13 protein-coding genes and 1 pseudogene are annotated in these 17875 nt (G+C 63.6%); 11 read left to right on the top strand and 3 right to left on the bottom strand.

Annotation, left to right across the window (positions count from 1 at the left end; genetic code table 11):
* Positions 1–57: 57 nt before the first annotated feature.
* The 5 genes from CGZ66_RS02945 to CGZ66_RS02965 are packed head-to-tail and all read left to right on the top strand — an operon-like array spanning position 58 to position 5463.
* Positions 58–1950 (top strand): SurA N-terminal domain-containing protein, encoded by a 1893-nt coding sequence (locus tag CGZ66_RS02945; RefSeq protein ID WP_095081405.1) that lies wholly within the window; start codon positions 58–60, stop codon positions 1948–1950.
* On the top strand, positions 1947–2957 hold the full coding sequence (trpD, locus tag CGZ66_RS02950; RefSeq protein ID WP_095081408.1) for an anthranilate phosphoribosyltransferase: 1011 nt from the start codon (positions 1947–1949) through the stop codon (positions 2955–2957). Before CGZ66_RS02945 ends, trpD begins: the two co-directional genes overlap by 4 nt.
* Before the next feature lie 3 nt (positions 2958–2960).
* The gene (trpC, locus tag CGZ66_RS02955; RefSeq protein ID WP_095081410.1) at positions 2961–3773 is read left to right on the top strand and encodes an indole-3-glycerol phosphate synthase TrpC; all 813 of its coding nucleotides are present in this window, start codon (positions 2961–2963) and stop codon (positions 3771–3773) included.
* A 2-nt stretch (positions 3774–3775) separates the two neighbouring features.
* Positions 3776–4258 (top strand): cyclic pyranopterin monophosphate synthase MoaC, encoded by a 483-nt coding sequence (gene moaC / locus CGZ66_RS02960; protein WP_095081412.1) that lies wholly within the window; start codon positions 3776–3778, stop codon positions 4256–4258.
* Positions 4258–5463: a molybdopterin molybdotransferase MoeA gene (locus tag CGZ66_RS02965; protein ID WP_095081414.1), complete on the top strand. Its 1206-nt coding sequence runs from the start codon at positions 4258–4260 to the stop codon at positions 5461–5463. Before moaC ends, CGZ66_RS02965 begins: the two co-directional genes overlap by 1 nt.
* Positions 5464–5511: 48 nt before the next feature.
* On the opposite strand, the gene CGZ66_RS02970 is transcribed toward CGZ66_RS02965, so the two are convergent.
* Positions 5512–6342: an alpha/beta hydrolase gene (locus tag CGZ66_RS02970; protein WP_095081492.1), complete on the bottom strand. Its 831-nt coding sequence runs from the start codon at positions 6340–6342 to the stop codon at positions 5512–5514.
* A gap of 311 nt (positions 6343–6653) precedes the next feature.
* Between CGZ66_RS02970 and CGZ66_RS02975 the strand changes: the two genes are divergently transcribed.
* A complete protein-coding gene (locus CGZ66_RS02975; protein WP_095081416.1) occupies positions 6654–8279 on the top strand; it encodes an AMP-binding protein in 1626 nt (541 codons plus the stop codon).
* Positions 8276–9112: a tryptophan 2,3-dioxygenase gene (gene kynA / locus CGZ66_RS02980; protein ID WP_095081418.1), complete on the top strand. Its 837-nt coding sequence runs from the start codon at positions 8276–8278 to the stop codon at positions 9110–9112. Before CGZ66_RS02975 ends, kynA begins: the two co-directional genes overlap by 4 nt.
* 4 nt (positions 9113–9116) lie before the next feature.
* Here the strand turns inward: kynA and kynU are convergent, their stop codons facing one another.
* The gene (gene kynU, locus CGZ66_RS02985) at positions 9117–10364 is read right to left on the bottom strand and encodes a kynureninase (RefSeq protein ID WP_095081420.1); all 1248 of its coding nucleotides are present in this window, start codon (positions 10362–10364) and stop codon (positions 9117–9119) included.
* 161 nt (positions 10365–10525) lie between these two features.
* Here kynU and CGZ66_RS02990 point away from each other — a divergent pair, with 161 nt between their 5' ends.
* Complete coding sequence (locus tag CGZ66_RS02990) at positions 10526–11263, top strand: GntR family transcriptional regulator (protein WP_095081423.1); 738 nt, start codon at positions 10526–10528, stop codon at positions 11261–11263.
* A 354-nt stretch (positions 11264–11617) separates the two neighbouring features.
* Positions 11618–12355: a transcriptional repressor LexA gene (lexA, locus tag CGZ66_RS02995; protein WP_095081425.1), complete on the top strand. Its 738-nt coding sequence runs from the start codon at positions 11618–11620 to the stop codon at positions 12353–12355.
* On the opposite strand, the gene CGZ66_RS03000 is transcribed toward lexA, so the two are convergent.
* Entirely contained in the window at positions 12349–14811 is a 2463-nt protein-coding gene (locus tag CGZ66_RS03000; RefSeq protein ID WP_095081428.1) for a ComEC/Rec2 family competence protein, read from the bottom strand. The genes lexA and CGZ66_RS03000 overlap by 7 nt on opposite strands.
* A 102-nt stretch (positions 14812–14913) precedes the next feature.
* On the opposite strand from CGZ66_RS03000, the pseudogene gltX reads away from it, so the two are divergent.
* Both gltX and gltA read left to right on the top strand, forming a co-directional pair.
* A pseudogene (gltX, locus tag CGZ66_RS03005) lies at positions 14914–16337 on the top strand (glutamate--tRNA ligase).
* Between the two features lie 184 nt (positions 16338–16521).
* A complete protein-coding gene (gene gltA, locus CGZ66_RS03010; RefSeq protein WP_095081430.1) occupies positions 16522–17850 on the top strand; it encodes a citrate synthase in 1329 nt (442 codons plus the stop codon).
* Positions 17851–17875 lie beyond the last annotated feature (25 nt).

Raw genomic sequence — 17875 nt, forward strand, 5'->3', positions numbered from 1 at the left:
TATTGCGCTTGTTTCAGACTCGGCGCATGCGAAAATGCGCATAAATCGGAAGTAACGATGCTTGGTGTATTGAGAAGCGCGGCGGGTACCTGGGTCGCGAAGGGTCTACTAGTGTTGCTGGTGCTCAGCTTTTTGGTCTGGGGCATTTCCGGACGGCTGATGGGCGGTTTCGCCGGCCACGATTCGGTTATTTTCGCCGGCGGCACCAAGGTGTCGATCAACGAATACCGTCTCGCCTATGACCGCCAGCTCGCCGTCATGTCGCAGCAATTCGGCCAGCGTCTCACCCACGAACAGGCAAAGGCGCTCGGTATCGACAACCAGGTACTGGCGCAGCTCGTCTCGGGAGCCGTTCTCGACGAACAGGCCCGCAAGCTGGGCCTCGGCCTCTCCAAGGACCGGCTGGCCGAGCTGACACGCGAAGATCCGGCCTTCAAGGGTCCTGGCGGCCAGTTCGACAGGCGAACCTTCGAATATATGTTGCAGCAGATTGGCATGCGGCCTGCCGATTATCTGAAGAACCGTGCCCAGGTGGCGGTGCGCCAGCAGATCGTCGAGGCGGTCTCGGATGGCCTCAAGGCGCCGGATACTTTCTTCAAGGCGGTCGCGCTCTATCGCGGCGAAGACCGCACCATCGACTATTTGACGCTGCCCAAGGCATTGGTCGAGCCGATCGGCACGCCGTCCGACAGCGTGCTCTCGGCCTATTTCGACGCCAACAAGAAGACGTACGCGGCACCAGAATACCGCAAATTCTCCTATGTCCGCCTCGAACCGGTCGACATCATGGATACGACCGCCGTCACCGACCAACAGGTCAGCGACGACTACAACAAGAACAAGGCGCGCTACACGACGCCGGAGCTGCGCACCATCGAGCAGCTCGTGTTCAAGACGCCTGACGCGGCCAAGGCCGCGCTCGATTCGCTCAAGGCCGGCGCCACCTTCGACAAGCTTGTCACGGCGGAAGGCAAGACCCCGGTCGATACGTTGCTCGGCACGCTGGCCAAGGACAAGATCGCCGACAAGGCGGTCGCCGACGCGGCCTTCGCACTCAATGCGAATGAAGTCAGCCAGGTCGTGCAAGGCGCCTTCGGTCCGGTGCTGCTGCGCGTCACCGAAATCAAGCCCCAGGTGGTGAAGCCGCTGGCCGAAGTGTCCGACCAGATCCGCAAGGATCTGGCGTTGGGCGAGGCAAGTCGCATCCTCCTGGACGTGCGTGACAATTACGAAGACACCCGCGCCGCTGGCGGCTCGCTGGCCGACGCCGCCACCAAGTTGAAGCTGAAGATCGTCACCATCGACGCCATCGATCGCAGTGGCCTGAGACCTGACGCAAGCATCGTCAAGGACCTGCCGCAGTCGCCGGAATTGATCAAGGCTGTCTTCGACGCTGAACCCAACACGGAAAACGACGCCTTGACCACGGCGGACAACGGTTTCGTTTTCTACGAAGTGGCTTCCATCGCACCGGCTCGCGACCGCACACTGGACGAGGCTCGCCAGAAAGTCGTCGCCGACTGGACCGCCGCCGAAACAACCAAGCGGCTCACCGCCAAGGCAGACGAGCTCGAAAAACGGCTCAAAGCCGGCGCCACGCTCGACGTCATCGCCGGCGAACTGAAGCTGGAAAAGCAGACCAAACGCGGTGTCAAGCGCGAAGCCGATGATGTCGACTTCGGCAAGGAGGGCGCGGCAGCGATGTTCGGCGTTGGCGAAGGCGGCACCGGGCTGATCCCCTCGCCCACCGGCGACGGACAGATCCTGTACAAGGTCGCCGAAGTGTTCGAGCCCGCCGGAGCTGACGCCAGCTCCGTGCCGGAAGACGCACAGAAATCCTTCACCTCCGGCATGTCTGACGATCTGCTCGACCAGTTGGTGGCGCAGTTGCAGACGCAATTCGACGTTCGCATCGACCAGGCCGCCGTCGCCCAAGCCTCGACAAGATGAGCGCGCTGAAAACCCATATCGCCAAGGTCGCGACCGGAAGCGCGCTTTCCTTCGAGGAAGCGCGCGAGGCCTTCGACATCATCATGTCGGGCGACGCAACGCCCGGCCAGATCGGTGGCTTCCTGATGGCGCTGCGCGTGCGCGGCGAGACAGTGAGCGAGATTTCCGGCGCCGTCGCCACCATGCGCGCCAAGATGCTGCGCGTCGAGGCGCCCGCCGGCGCCATCGATATCGTTGGCACCGGCGGTGACAATTCCCACAGCGTGAACATCTCGACGGGATCGGCGTTTGTTATCGCCGGCAGCGGCGTGCCGGTTGCCAAGCACGGCAATCGCGGGCTGTCGTCGCTGACAGGGGCCGCCGACGTGCTGGTCGCGCTCGGGGTCAAGATCGATATCTCGCCCGAATTCATCGGCCGCTGCATCCACGAGGCGGGCGTCGGCTTCATGTTTGCGCCCGCACACCATCCGGCGATGAAGCATGTCGGCCCGACCCGCGTCGAACTCGGCACCCGCACCATCTTCAACCTGCTTGGGCCCCTCTCCAACCCGGCTGGCGTCAAGCGGCAGATGGTCGGTGTGTTCCTGCCGGAATGGATCCTGCCGGTGGCCGAGACGCTGAAAGCGCTGGGTGCCGAGCATGCCTGGGTTGCCCATGGCGATGGCTATGACGAGATCACCACCACCGGCGAGACCCATGTTGCCGAGCTGATCGGCGGCGAGATCCGCAGCTTTACGCTGACCCCGGAAGCGGTTGGACTGGCGCGCCACAGCAAGGACGAATTGCGTGGCGGCGACGCAGCCTACAACGCCGACGCACTGCGCGATATGCTGAGCGGTGCTGCCGGCGCCTATCGCGACACCGTGTTGATGAATGCCGGCGCCGGACTTGTGGTCGCGGGCAAGGCGACGACACTTGGCGACGGCATCGCGCTCGCCGCGCAAGCCATCGACAGTGGCCGCGCGCTGCAGGTGCTTGACCGGCTGATCGAGATTTCGAACGGGTAGAGCGTGTCTGACATTCTTCGCAAGATAGAGGCCTACAAGCGCGACGAGATCGCGGCGGCAAAGGCACGCGTGCCGCTGGCCGAGATCAAGGCGCGGGCCAAAGATGCCGAGGCGCCGCGCGGCTTTCTTGCCGCGCTCGAGACCAAGCGCAAATCCGGCGCCTTCGCGCTGATCGCCGAGATCAAGAAGGCAAGCCCCTCCAAGGGCCTGATCCGCGCCGATTTTGATCCGCCGGCATTGGCGCAGGCCTATGCGAAAGGCGACGCCGCCTGTCTTTCGGTGCTGACCGACGCGCCGTCATTCCAGGGCGCGCCCGAATTTCTCACCAGGGCGCGAGCCGCCGTCGCCCTGCCCGCTTTGCGCAAGGATTTTCTGTTCGACCCATACCAGGTCTACGAAGCCCGCGCCTGGGGCGCGGACGCCATCCTGATCATCATGGCCAGCGTCGACGATGCTTTGGCCCGCGACCTCGAATCGACGGCGTTAGAACTCGGCATGGATGCGCTGATCGAAGTGCACGACGAAGCCGAGACGCAGCGCGCGCTAAAACTGTCGTCGCGGCTGATAGGCATCAACAACCGCAATCTCAGGACATTCGAGACCAGTCTCGAAACCTCCGAGCGGCTGGCGTCGATGGTACCGGCCGACCGCCTGCTGGTCAGCGAAAGCGGCATTTTCTCGCATGACGATTGCCTCAGAATGCAAAAGAGCGGCATCGGCACCTTCCTTGTCGGCGAAAGCCTGATGCGGCAACAGGACGTCACCACGGCGACGCGCCTGCTTCTGACGGGCAAGGCGCCGGCCGAGGCCGTCTGACGATGGCGGCCGCCCTCACCCATCTCGGCGCGCAGGGCGAGGCCAACATGGTCGATGTCGGCGACAAGGCAGAGACGACGCGTACCGCAATCGCCGAGGGTTTTGTCGCGATGCAGCCCGAGACGCTGACCATGATTCTCGAAGGCAACGCCAAGAAGGGCGATGTGCTTGGCACTGCGCGCATCGCCGGCATCATGGCGGCGAAGAAAGCGCATGAGCTGATCCCGCTCTGCCACCCGCTGCTCCTGACGAAGGTTTCCATCGACATCGAGCCCGACCATGCTTTGCCCGGCCTGAAGGTCACCGCCCTGGCGCGTGTCACCGGCAAGACGGGCGTCGAGATGGAAGCGTTGACCGCCGCTTCGGTTGCCTGCCTCACCATCTACGACATGGCCAAGGCGGTGGACCGCGCCATGGTCATCTCCGGCATCCGATTGGTCGAAAAGACCGGCGGCAAGTCGGGCGACTACAAAGTGGACGCCTGATGGCGCTGGTTCCGGTCGCCGAGGCGCTCGAACGCTTGCTTGAGGGTGCAGCACCTTTGGCGGGCGAAAGCGTTCCGTTGTTCGAGGCTGTTGATCGCGTGCTGGCCGAACCGGTCGCAGCGCTGCGCACCCAGCCGCCATTCAACGCTTCCGCCATGGACGGCTACGCGGCGCGTGCCGTCGACGTGGCATCGGTGCCGTCGAGACTTTCCGTGATCGGCATGGCACCTGCCGGGCGCGGCTTTGACGGCACGGTCGGCAAGGCACAGGCTGTGCGTATCTTCACCGGTGCGCCGCTGCCCGAAGGCGCCGACACCATCGTCATCCAGGAGAATGTCCGCGACCTCGGTGGTGGTGACGTCGAAGTCATCGAACGGACGGCGGAGTGGCGCAACATCCGCCGCGTCGGCCTCGACTTCTCGAAAGGCGACGTCCTGCTGGAAAAAGGCCGCGTGCTCGATCCGGCGGCATTGTCGCTGGCGGCGTCGGCCAACCATCCACGGGTCAACGTGGTGAAACGGCCGCTGGTCGCCATCATCGCCACCGGCGACGAATTGTTGCCGCCCGGCAGCGAACTCGGGCAGGACCAGATCATCTCGTCCAATGCCTATGGTGTCGCCGCGGCGGCGCAGTCGGTCGGCGCTCGTGCGCTCGATCTCGGCATTGCCGCCGACCGTAAGGAGGCCATCGCCGCGCTGGTGCGGAAAGCGGTCGCGGCCGGCGCGGACGTCATCGTCACGCTGGGTGGCGCCTCGGTCGGCGACCATGATCTGATCCACGACGTGCTGACCGGCGAAGGCATGACGCTCGGCTTCTGGAAGATCGCCATGCGCCCCGGCAAGCCGCTGATGTTCGGCCGCCTCGGCGACATCAGATGCATCGGCCTGCCCGGCAATCCGGTGGCAAGCCTGGTCTGCTCGCAGCTGTTCCTGAAGCCACTGCTGGCGCGACTTGGCGGCCGCGAACACCGCCAGGACATTCGTCCGGCGCGACTGGGCGCCGCAATGCCGGCCAATGATTTGCGCCAGGACTATGTGCGGGCGGTTGTCCGGGACGATGACGGCGCGTTGGTGGCGACGCCGTTCAGCATCCAGGATTCCTCGATGCTGAGAATGCTGGCCGACGCCAACGGGCTGATCGTGCGGGCACCGTTTGCGCCCGCGGCGGCCGTTGGCGAAGCTTGCAACGTGCTGATGTTGCGCTGAAGATTCGCCAAACAAGCCATTGACGACAAGCCGAAAATAGACTCGGCGCTATTCCGAGATCAAGGTCCGGGTCAGTGGATGCGCCGGATCGGCAAGGCCGTCGACGATGCTGTAATGGTGCCGGTCGGGCTCGACCACGGTAGAGGTCGTGGCATCGAGGCCGGTCCAGATATTGGCAAGCAAGGCGTTCTGGCGAAGGAACTCCGCGCGTTCACCACCACCGGCCCAACAGGTGATGCGGGCACCATCCATGGGACGCAACAGCGCCGGGCTTTCGGCCAGCGCCTCCTGCTCGTCGATTGCCAGTGTCGCGTTCATCTCGGTGCGCATGATCGGGCGCAGGTCGTGGAGGCCTGAAATCGAAACGACGTGGCGTATACGCCGCGCCACATCGGCCACCAGCGGCGTTGTCGCCGTGACCATGCGGCTGGCGAGATGTCCACCGGCCGAATGGCCGGTCAACATCAGCGGCCCGTCGACCAGTCCTGCCGCCTTGCCGATCGCCTCGCCGATCTCCTGGACGATGCCGGCGATGCGGATTTCGGGGCAGAGAGTGTAGGAGGGCATCGCCACGGCAAAGCCGCTGCTGACGGCACCGTTGGCGAGATGCGACCAGAAACTCTTGTCGAACGCCATCCAGTAACCGCCATGGATGAACACCACCAATCCCTTGGGCGTGGCACTGGGTAGGAAAAGATCAAGCCGATTGCGCCGTCCGCCGCCATAGGTGATGTCGAGCCGTGCCCGGCCCTCTGACGAAAGCGCGTCACGAAACGCTTGCGCCGGCTCCACCCACGCGGTCGGCCAGCGGTCGCTGCCGGCGATGTTCGCGCTGTTGGCATAGGCATTGTCCCAATCGGCAATGCGATGTCTAGGCATCGGCATCCTCCCCCAAAACGGCATCGTTTCTGCGCTAGCAATGGCCACCGCCACGCCATGCGTCAATGCTCCATGGCAAAAACATTTTAGGCTTGAAACAAATTTCGACTGGTGCGATCCTGCCATCCAGAACAGCCGACAATGGGAGGTCCGCTGTGCTGCCCAAACCTGCAATGCCCGCCCTTTCGGGTCGTGTCGAGCAAGGTGCGACTGTCAGCACGAAAACCTCCTCAAAAGCAGGACCTTCAGATCCACCCCATCAGGCCAGGCGCCTCGCGCGCTGGCCAGGCAGCAGACAGGATAGCGGCGACATGCTTGGGCCTTCAGCGCATATCGACACGTTCACGCGCGATCACCTGCCGCCGCCGGAGCAATGGCCGGACTTCCTGCTCGACGGTTTCGATTATCCCGAACATCTCAACGCCGGCGTCGAACTCACCGACAGGCTGGTCGAGAAGGGCCTGGGTGACCACACCGCGCTGATCGGGAATGGCCGCCGCCGCACCTACAAGGAACTGTCCGACTGGACGAACAGGCTGGCCCACGCGCTGGTCGAAAACTACGGCGTCAAGCCGGGCAACCGGGTGCTGATCCGCTCGGCCAACAACCCCGCCATGGTTGCCTGCTGGCTGGCCGCCACCAAGGTCGGCGCCGTGGTCGTCAACACCATGCCGATGCTGCGCGCCGGCGAGCTCGCCAAGATCGTCGACAAGGCGGAAATCACGATCGCGCTTTGCGACACCAGGCTGATGGACGAGATGACCGCTTGCGCCAAGGACAGCGCGTTCCTCAAGCAGGTCATCGGCTTCGACGGCACCGCCAACCATGATGCCGAACTTGATCGCGCCGCCCTCGACAAGTCGGTCGTTTTCAGCGCCGTCAACACTGGCCGCGACGACGTCGCGCTGCTTGGCTTCACCTCGGGCACGACAGGCGTGCCGAAGGCAACGATGCATTTCCACCGCGACCTCCTGATCATCGCCGACGCCTATGCCCGCGAAATCCTCCAGGTGACGCCAGACGACATCTTTGTCGGCTCGCCACCGCTGGCTTTCACCTTTGGCCTTGGCGGCCTCGCCATCTTTCCCCTGCGCTTCGGTGCGGCGGCGACGCTGCTCGAACAGGCGACGCCACCCAACATGATCCACATCATCGAGACCTACAAAGCGACCATCTCCTTCACCGCGCCGACCGCCTATCGCGCCATGCTGAAGGCCATGGATGAGGGTGCCGACCTGTCATCGTTGCGCGTCGCCGTTTCGGCCGGCGAGACCTTGCCCGCTCCGGTCTTCGAGGAGTGGACGCAAAAGACCGGCAAGCCGATCCTCGACGGCATCGGCGCCACTGAAATGCTGCACATCTTCATCTCCAACCGCTTCGACGATATGAAGCCTGCGTCGACCGGCAAGCCGGTGGGAGGTTACGAGGCTCGCATTGTCGATGACGAGATGCACGAGGTGCCGCGCGGCGCAACCGGCAGGCTGGCGGTGCGCGGCCCGACCGGCTGCCGCTACATGGCTGACGACAGGCAGAAGGAGTACGTTCGCGACGGGTGGAACCTCACCGGTGACACCTTCACCCAGGACGAAAACGGCTTCTTCCATTTCGCCGCGCGCTCCGACGACATGATCGTCAGCGCCGGCTATAATATCGCCGGCCCCGAGGTCGAGGCAGCGCTGCTGGCGCACCCGGACGTCGCCGAATGCGCGGTCATCGGCGCTGAGGATGCCGAACGCGGCCAGATCGTCGAGGCGCATGTTGTGTTGGTGCAAGGTGTGGCACCTGACGCGATGACCACCAAGCGCCTGCAGGACCATGTCAAAGCGACGATCGCGCCCTACAAATATCCGCGATCTGTGAAGTTCATTGCTGCGTTGCCCAAGACGCAGACCGGCAAAATCCAGCGATTCCGGCTGCGCACGGAGAAAATCAGTTGAGCGAGCCATACGATCCGGCCTCCGAAGGCGCACAGATGTCGTTCAAGGAGCGCATGTCCTACAGCGACTATCTGCACCTGGAGAAAGTCCTTGAGGCGCAGACGCCGCTGTCGTCGGCGCATGACGAGATGCTGTTCATCATCCAGCATCAGACCTCCGAGCTCTGGATGAAGCTTGCCCTGCACGAGATCGGTGCCGCGATCCGCTCGATCCGCGCCGACCGCCTCGAGCCGAGCTTCAAGATGCTGTCGCGCGTCGCCCGCATCTTCGAGCAGTTGAACAATGCCTGGGACGTGCTGCGGACGATGACACCCAGCGAATACACCGAATTCCGCGACGCGCTCGGCCAATCCTCGGGTTTCCAGTCCTGGCAGTATCGCGCCATCGAGTTCATGGCCGGCAACCGCAACCTCGCCATGCTCGGCCCGCACAAGCACCGGCCGGACCTCAGCGGGAAGCTTGAGGCGATCCTGGCCGAACCGTCGCTCTACGACGAAGCGCTGCTGCTGCTCGCCCGCAACGGATTCGACATCGGTGCTGACGCCAACCGTACCGACTGGCGTGAGACACGCACCGAGAATGAAGCGGTCCTGGTCGCCTGGCAGACAGTCTACCGCGACCCGCAGCGCTACTGGATGTTCTACGAGCTGGCTGAAAAACTGGTCGACTTCGAGGATTATTTCCGCCGCTGGCGCTTCAACCACGTGACCACGGTCGAACGCATCATCGGCCTGAAGCGCGGCACCGGTGGCACGTCGGGTGCGTCCTATCTGAAGAAGATGCTGGAGGTCGTCCTGTTTCCGGAACTCTGGACAGTTCGCACCCGGCTCTAGCTTCTCAGGTCACCGCGGTTTTGACCGCGAAACGCGCATCCTGCCAGGCATCCGTGCGCAGGATGTCTTCCAGCACCTCGACCGCCTGCCAGACATCCTTGTAGCCGACATAGAGTGGCGTGAAGCCGAAGCGGATGGTCGAAGGCGCGCGGAAATCGCCGATCACCCCGCGCTCGATCAAGGCCCGCATCACCTGGTAGCCGCTGGGGTGGATGAATGACACCTGACTGCCGCGCTCGTTGCCGTTACGCGGGCTTTCAAGCTCGAGCCCGTACGCCCCGCATCTTGCTTCGACCAGCTGGATGAACAGATCGGTCAGCCCGATGCTCTTTTGGCGCACGGCCGCCATGTCGACGTCGTTCCAGAGGTCCAGGGCGCCCTTGAGCGCCCGCATCGACAACACCGGCTGCGTGCCGCACAGGAACCGGCGAATGCCGGTGCCTGCGGCATAGCCTTGTTCGAAGGCGAACGGCCGCGCATGCCCCCACCAGCCGCTGAGCGGCTGATAGACATCACCATGGTGCCGCTGTGCGGCATAGATGAAGGCTGGCGAACCCGGGCCGCCATTGAGGTACTTGTAGGTGCAGCCGATGGCGAAATCGGCATTGGCGCCGTCGAGTTCGACCGGCAGCGCACCGGCGGTGTGACAGAGATCCCAGACGATCAGCGCACCGGCCTGATGGGCCTTGCGCGTCAGCGCCGCCATGTCGCGCAATTGGCCGGATTTGTAGTTGACGTGGTTGACCAGGATAACGGCGACGCGCTCATCGATCAGCTCCTCGATGTCAGGCGCATCGACGCCCTCGAGCCGCAGGACCGTACCCGGCCGGGTCGAAGCAACGCCCTCGGCCATATAGAGATCGGTCGGGAAGCTGTCGCCCTCTGCGACGATGACCGACCGGTCCGGACGCATCGCGAGCGCCGCATGCAGCACCTTGTAGATATTGATCGACGTCGTATCGCAGACCACAGTCTGGCCGGCCGCGGCGCCGATCAGGCGTCCGAGCTGGTCGCCGAGCTCGACCGGCATGTCGAACCAGCCGGCGGTGTTCCAGGCCCGGATGAGGTCCTGCGCCCATTCCTGTGTCGCGGCCTTGTTCAGTTCGTCGAAGACGGCGGGTGAAGCCGCACCAAGCGAATTGCCATCGAGGTAGATCACCCCTTGCGGCAAGACGAAACGATCGCGCATGGCGCGTAGCGGGTCCACGGCGTCCATCGCCTCGATTGCAGCGAGATCGGGAGTTGCATTCATGGTCGACTATCCCCGCGCATGAGCGTGCTCAGATGAACATATCAGGTGAACCGTCGGCGATCATGGGCAGTCCCTTGGGTGTTGTCAAACATTATATATAATTTACGCGATGGAAGGATTTCATATATAATCACCCGAGCAATTGGTACGGATGGTCGGCAATGCTGGACGACGAGCACTTCTCGAAGACAGAAGCAGCCTACAAGCTGCTGCGCCGCGATATCCTCACCACCCGTCTGAAGCCCGGCGCGCCGCTCAAGCTCAGCGCGTTGCGCAACAGCTACGGCATCGGCTGGACACCGCTGCGCGAGGCACTCTCGCGGTTGGAGGCCGAGCGCCTAGTGACCGCCATCAGCAATCGCGGCTTTGCCGTCGCCGCGGTCTCGCGCAACGAGTTGGAAGATCTGTCACGCGCCAGGTTGGTGGTTGAACTGCCTCTGCTCCAGGAATCGATCGAGGAAGGCGGCCGTGAATGGGAGGACGCCGTCGTTGCCGCCCATTACAGGCTGTCGCGCAGCAGGACCGCGGTCGACGACCCGTCCGACGAAGTGGTCGACGAATGGGATGAAAAGCACGAGGCTTTCCACGCGGCACTGCTCAGCGCGGCGGCGTCCCCCTGGCTGCTGACCTTCCACTCCACGATCGCGGATCAGTTGCGTCGCCATCACCGCTTTCTTGGCCTAGCGCCAACCTTGCGCGCGGCCGCCGGTCTCCAGCATGGCTACGAAGAGGCCATGGAGGCGTTGCGCCAGGCCATCGCGATCGAACATCACACCGCGCTCATGGAAGCGGCGCTGGATCGTGACATCGAGCGCGCGAAAACCCTGATGGTTGCCCACATCGGCTACACGCTGCATGTCTATGTCCATGCGGGCGACGGCAACACAAACAGGCGGTAATGCGACGAGGAACGATATGGGCAATCCCTCCGCCAAAGTTGGCATTTTGGCTCCCTTTCGTTCACGGGAGCCACGACCGGTGAAGTGAACCAAGCCCTCTTGTCGAGTTCCAGCGTTAGCCGAGGACAAGCCCGACACAGGGTGGGCCATAGGCCATTAACCATAGCAATTTCAACCAAGCGCTCGGCGGTGGCAGGCATGCGTCGATCGCGACGACTGCCGGGGCGCCAAATAATTTCAGCCGCCTTAACAAGTTCATTAAACTTTAAACGGTTGCGGAACACAACTGGAACAGATAGTGTTTGTTCTGGGTTTGTTTTTCCGATTCTGATTTAGGGTAACCTGGGGGCTGCCATGCTGACGCGCAAACAACATGAACTGCTGATGTTCATCCATGAACGGCTCAAGGAAAGCGGCATTCCGCCATCCTTCGACGAGATGAAGGAAGCGCTCGACCTTGCCTCCAAATCCGGCATACACCGGCTGATCACGGCGCTGGAGGAGCGCGGCTTCATTCGCCGCCTGCCCAATCGGGCGCGCGCGTTGGAAGTGCTGCGGCTGCCGGATTCGATCGCGCCAGGCCTCAACGCGGCAAAGAAGTTCTCGCCAAGCGTCATCCAGGGCAGCCTCGGTCAAGGCGGCCTTGGCCGGCAACTCAAGCCTGCGTCTTCGCGGATGCCTTCGGCCGGCAATGACGACGACGTGGTCTCCGCCGTGTCGATCCCGGTCATGGGACGCATCGCGGCCGGTGTGCCGATCGACGCCATCCAGCACCAGACGCATTCGATCTCGGTGCCGCCGGACATGATCATGGGCGGCGAACACTATGCCCTGGAGGTCAAGGGCGACTCGATGATCGAGGCCGGCATCTTCGACGGCGATACTGTCATCATCCGCAATGCCGATACAGCCAGCCCGGGTGAGATCATCGTGGCGCTGGTGGATGAAGAGGAAGCGACGCTGAAGCGGTTCCGCCGCAAGGGTGCCTCGATTGCTCTCGAAGCCGCCAACCCGGCCTATGAAACCCGCATTTTCGGACCGGACAGGGTCAAGGTGCAAGGCAAGCTCGTCGGGCTGATCAGGCGCTACTGAGCAGGGCTTGCGACCGGCTTTTCGGGTTTGCGGTAGGGTGGCAGGCCCCTCGCCTCGCGCGAAAACTTGCGCTGCGTGTGCCAGGGCCGGTATGACCCGTCCACTGCGAAGCTGATCGTCGCAGGCGTGGTCGCCGATTGGCGATCGAAGAAGACGGCCGCGCTACCCTTGCGGGCCAGTTGTCGCTTGGTGATGACGAGCACCAGCGGATTGTGACAGGGGTCATGGGCCGTGGCGTCATTGATGACGATCAGGTCGGCGAAGCCGCAGGCCATCCAGGCGTCCTTTCGGTCTTCGACATGCGCGATGATCGCACCGGACGGATGCTTGGCGAGACAAATGCCTGCTGTGCAATAGAAAGGCGCGCCCGACGGCAGCTCGGCGGCATCGGCTATCTCGAATTGCCCGTCTCCTTTGCTGAACACCTCCGGCATGACGATGGTTTCAGATGTCAGCGCGCGTTTCCAGTTGTCGACCGTGAATTCGTTCGGGCGTGCCCGGCTGACGGCGAGTTCGCCACCCCCGATCGGCAGCGCAACCAGCCGGGCGTCCTCCGAGATCAGCACGTCCGGTGCGCGCGTGTCCGAGACGGTCAACAGGCCGGCAAGCGCGAACGGAAGGGCTGCGAGCCGTAGCCATGTCGTGGCCATCGTCGCGATGACCAAGGCAATCGCCACCAGCAGGACGGACTGCTGCGAAATCAAACCGACCGCGTCGACCGGCGAGCGCTCGGAAATCCATCCGGACATAGCGATCATCACCGTCAGGCCTTTGCCCATCACGTAAAGAAAGGGACCATCTGCGCCAAAGGGCATCGCCAGTGCACTGAGGACGGCGAAAGGCATCACAACCAGCGAGACGATTGGCATGATGGCGAGATTGGCGAACAGGCTGAGCGGCGACACCCGCTGAAAATGCCAGATGGCAAACAGCGCCGTGGCAGAGCCGGCGATGATGGAGGTCATGGCAAGGCCGCCCATCGCCGACAGGAATTTTCTGGTGAGAAAGTCAGGCAGAGATCGCCGTGGCGGCGGCGGTTTCGTTTTCGCCGCACGATGATCAGACCAGCCGGCATAGGCACCGACCAGCGCCGAGGTCGCCGCGAACGACATCTGGAAACTTGGGCCGACCACTTCATGCGGCGACACCGCAATGACCGCGATCGCCGAGATCGCCAGGTTGCGCATGGTCAGCGCCGCCCGATCAAACAGCACGGCAAGCAGCATCACCGCCAGCATGATGAAGCTGCGCTCGGCGGCAACGACGATGCCTGAGATCACGAGATAGGCGGCGATCGAGACAAGTGCGGCGGCGGCCGCGTATTTCTTGACCGGTCTGCGCGCGGAAAAGTCAGGAAACAGGGCGAAGGCGCTGCGCATCAGCATCATGATGGTGCCGGCCACCAGCGCCATGTGCAGCCCCGAAATGGAGATGACGTGGTAGATGCCGGTGCGCCGCATCGCTTCGTTGATCTCATCGGGAATGCCGGCGCGCACGCCGACGATCAGCGCCGCGGCGATCTCGCCTTCGGCCCCACCGACACTGCCCCTGATATGGTCGGCGATGGCTTCGCGGGCATTTTCTATCCCCGAGGCAATCCGGGCCGACAGCGGCATGTCGTTGTCATTGCCGGCGACAAGCTTTGGATTGCCGAGAAAGAACCCGCTGCCGCCGATGCCGGCGAAATAGCTGTCGAAGGAGAAGTCGTAGCTGTCCGGCCTCACCGGGCCGGTGGGCGGCAACAGCTTGGCGTAGCCGGTGACCAGGGAGCCGGCGGTGATCTCCGCCGGGATCTTTCGTGCCGAAAGCCGAACCCGCTCCGGCGCATAGCGCAATTTCGGCCTCGCGGTCGACGTCACGTCGATGGTCAGCCGGATGCGGCCGGTCTCCATTTGGTCAAGCGAGACGACCCGGCCGGTCACTTGGGTCGAGATTTCCGAACCGAGCATCTGCGTTCCCGCCCGCCATGTCTCGACCTTGCCGGCGAGCAGGCCGAGCGTGCACAGCAGCGCAAACATGAAGCACAGATGGGTTTTCGGCCAGGAACGCGAGACGAACGCGCACAGCCCCGTCAGAACGACAACCGCGACAGGCTTCGCAAAATCAGGTTCCGCCGCCAGCGAGAAATAGCCGATCGCTCCGATCGCCAGGCAAACCGGCACCAGCAGGAAGGCTACGCCTCGGTCGAGTTCCAGGCCCGCTGCCGTGGCCACGCTGTGCCGCAGCCGAGGCAGCGATATCCGGCCGATTTGCCGGCGCACGCGCACGATCCTGCCAACTTCGGCAACAGGAGCGGGGGCGGAGACATCCGCTTGCAACGGCGGGTTGCCGGGGTCCGGCACGAGAGGTGATGGCAGCGGTAACGCAGCCGGCAGCGGCATCGCAAACAGGGACCGTTCGCTGACGCCAATAGCGGCGTCCTCGTCCTGATCCGAGCCCCGGCCCCGTCCAGCCATCGGGTCTGCCCCTTGCGCCCTCGACACCCTATGCTACATGAACGCGCAACGCGCGAAAGTCCGCGCAACCACACCCCGCTTCAGATGGTTTCCGAGAGTTTCATGTCCGACAAGGTCGTCACCCGTTTTGCCCCCTCGCCCACCGGTTACCTGCACATAGGCGGCGCGCGCACGGCGCTGTTCAACTGGCTGTACGCAAAGCACACTGACGGCACGATGCTGCTGCGCATCGAGGACACCGATCGCGAGCGCTCCAACGATGCCGCGACCGCAGCCATTCTCGACGGGCTTTCCTGGCTCGGCCTCTCCTGGGATGGCGAGGCCGTTTCGCAATTCGAGCGCGCGCCGCGTCATCGCGAGGTGGCCGAGGAGCTCGTGCGGATGGGCAAGGCCTATTACAGCTACGAGACGCCTGCCGAGCTCGAGGCGATGCGCGAGGCAGCACGCGCCAAGGGGCTGCCGCCCCGCTATGACGGCCGGTGGCGTGACCGGGACCCCTCCGAGGCGCCCGCAGGCGCCAAGGGCGCCATCCGCATCAAGGCGCCGACCGCGGGCGAGACGGTGGTGCACGACCGTGTCCAGGGCGAGGTGCGCTTCCCCAACAAGGATCTCGACGACTTCATCATCCTGCGTTCGGACGGCAACCCGACCTATATGCATGCCGTCGTCGTCGACGACCACGACATGGGCGTCACCCACATCATCCGTGGCGACGACCATTTGACCAATGCCGCCCGCCAGACGGTGATCTACGACGCAATGGGCTGGGACGTGCCGTCCATGTCGCATATCCCGCTGATCCACGGCGCCGATGGCGCCAAGCTGTCGAAGCGGCACGGCGCTCTCGGCGTCGAGGCCTATCGCGCCATGGGCTACCTGCCGGAGGCGTTGCTGAACTACCTGGCGCGCCTCGGCTGGAGCCACGGTGACGACGAGATCATGTCGATCAAGGACATGATCTCCTGGTTCGACATCGGCGATGTCAACAAGGGCGCCGCCCGCTTCGACTTCGCCAAGCTGGAGGCGCTGAACGGCGTCCATATGCGCCGCATGAGCGATGCTGAGCTGTTCGACATCTTCATCGCCACCCTGCCTTATCTCGAGGGGGGCCGGCGATGGCCGCGCGCCTCGACGACAGGAACAAGGCGCAGCTGCTGGCCGCGCTGCCCGGCCTGAAGGAGCGCGCCAAGACACTGGTCGAACTTGTCGACGGCGCCGCCTTCCTGTTTGCCACCCGGCCGCTCCCGGTCGACGACAAGGCGGCACTGCTGCTCAATGAAGACGCGCGCAAAATCCTGCGCGGCGCTCACGAAGCTTTGACGACCCTGTCAGGTGACTGGACGGCCACTGCGGCTGAAGCCGCGGTGCGCGACTATGCGCAGGCCGGCGGCCACAAGCTTGGCACCGTGGCCCAGCCTTTGCGCGCCGCCCTGACTGGCAAAAGCACCTCGCCGGGTGTGTTCGACGTGCTTGCCGTGCTCGGCCGCGAGGAAAGCCTGGCGCGCATAGCGGATCAAATCGATTAGGAGCGAACTGGCCCAAGAAGATTGGCATTGAAAGGCGCGTTTCGCAGTGCAACATTAGGCCTTGGCCCAATCTGGCACGCACCTCCTAGAATGCGGTGGCGAATACGCGCATTGCGGTGATTTCGACGTGTCGCTCTGCGGAATTTTGCCTTTGCCGGCATGAGGAAACAAGAAGGAGTTTGCAATGACCGAAGCTGCGAAAAAACTGGATTTGGGCGGCAACACCCACGAGGCCACGGCAACGCTTGAATTCGCCGGCAAGACGCACGAGTTCAAGGTGCGAAGCGGCTCGGTCGGGCCTGATGTCATCGACATCGCCTCGCTCTACAGCACCACCGGCGCCTTCACCTACGATCCCGGCTTCACTTCGACCGCAAGCTGCGAGTCGGAGATCACCTTCATCGATGGCGACGCCGGCATCCTCTTGCACCGCGGCTATCCGATCGACCAGTTGGCCGAACACGGCGACTTCCTCGAGGTCTGCTATCTCCTGCTCTATGGCGAATTGCCGACCAAGGCGCAGAAGGACGATTTCGATTACCGCGTGACGCGCCACACCATGGTGCATGAGCAGATGTCGCGCTTCTTCACCGGCTTCCGCCGCGACGCGCACCCGATGGCGGTGATGTGCGGCGTCGTTGGCGCGCTGTCGGCCTTCTACCACGACTCCACCGACATCTCCGACCCCTACCAGCGCATGGTTGCCTCCATGCGGCTGATCGCCAAGATGCCGACGATCGCCGCGATGGCCTACAAATACCATATCGGCCAGCCCTTCATTTACCCGAAGAACGAGCTGAACTTCGCCGCCAACTTCCTGCACATGTGCTTCGCCGTGCCGTGCGAGGAGTACAAGATCAATCCGGTGCTGGCGCGCGCCATGGAGCGCATTTTCATCCTGCACGCCGATCACGAGCAGAACGCCTCGACCTCGACCGTGCGTCTTGCCGGCTCGTCGGGCGCGAACCCGTTCGCCTGCATCGCCGCCGGCATCGCTTGCCTGTGGGGCCCGGCCCATGGCGGCGCCAATGAAGCGGCGCTCAACATGCTGGGCGAGATCGGCCATGTCGACCACATCCCGGAATTCATCGCCCGCGCCAAGGACAAGAACGACCCGTTCCGGCTGATGGGCTTTGGCCACCGCGTCTACAAGAACTACGATCCGCGCGCCAAGATCATGCAGAAGACGGCGCATGAGGTGCTGGGCGAGCTCGGCATCAAGGACGATCCGCTGCTCGATATCGCCATGGAGCTGGAAAAGATCGCGCTGACGGATCCCTATTTCATTGAGAAGAAACTCTACCCGAATGTCGACTTCTATTCCGGCATCACGCTTAAGGCGCTGGGCTTCCCCACCACGATGTTCACCGTCTTGTTCGCGGTCGCCCGCACCGTCGGCTGGATCGCGCAGTGGAAGGAGATGATCGAGGACCCGCGCCAGAAGATCGGCCGCCCGCGCCAGCTCTATACCGGTGCGCCGGAGCGTGACTACGTGCCGATCGCCAAGCGGTGATCGAGGCTTTCCGGATTGAGAAAGG

The sequence above is a fragment of the Mesorhizobium sophorae genome (assembly GCF_002270415.1).
GTDB classification, from domain to species: Bacteria; Pseudomonadota; Alphaproteobacteria; order Rhizobiales; family Rhizobiaceae; genus Mesorhizobium; species Mesorhizobium sophorae.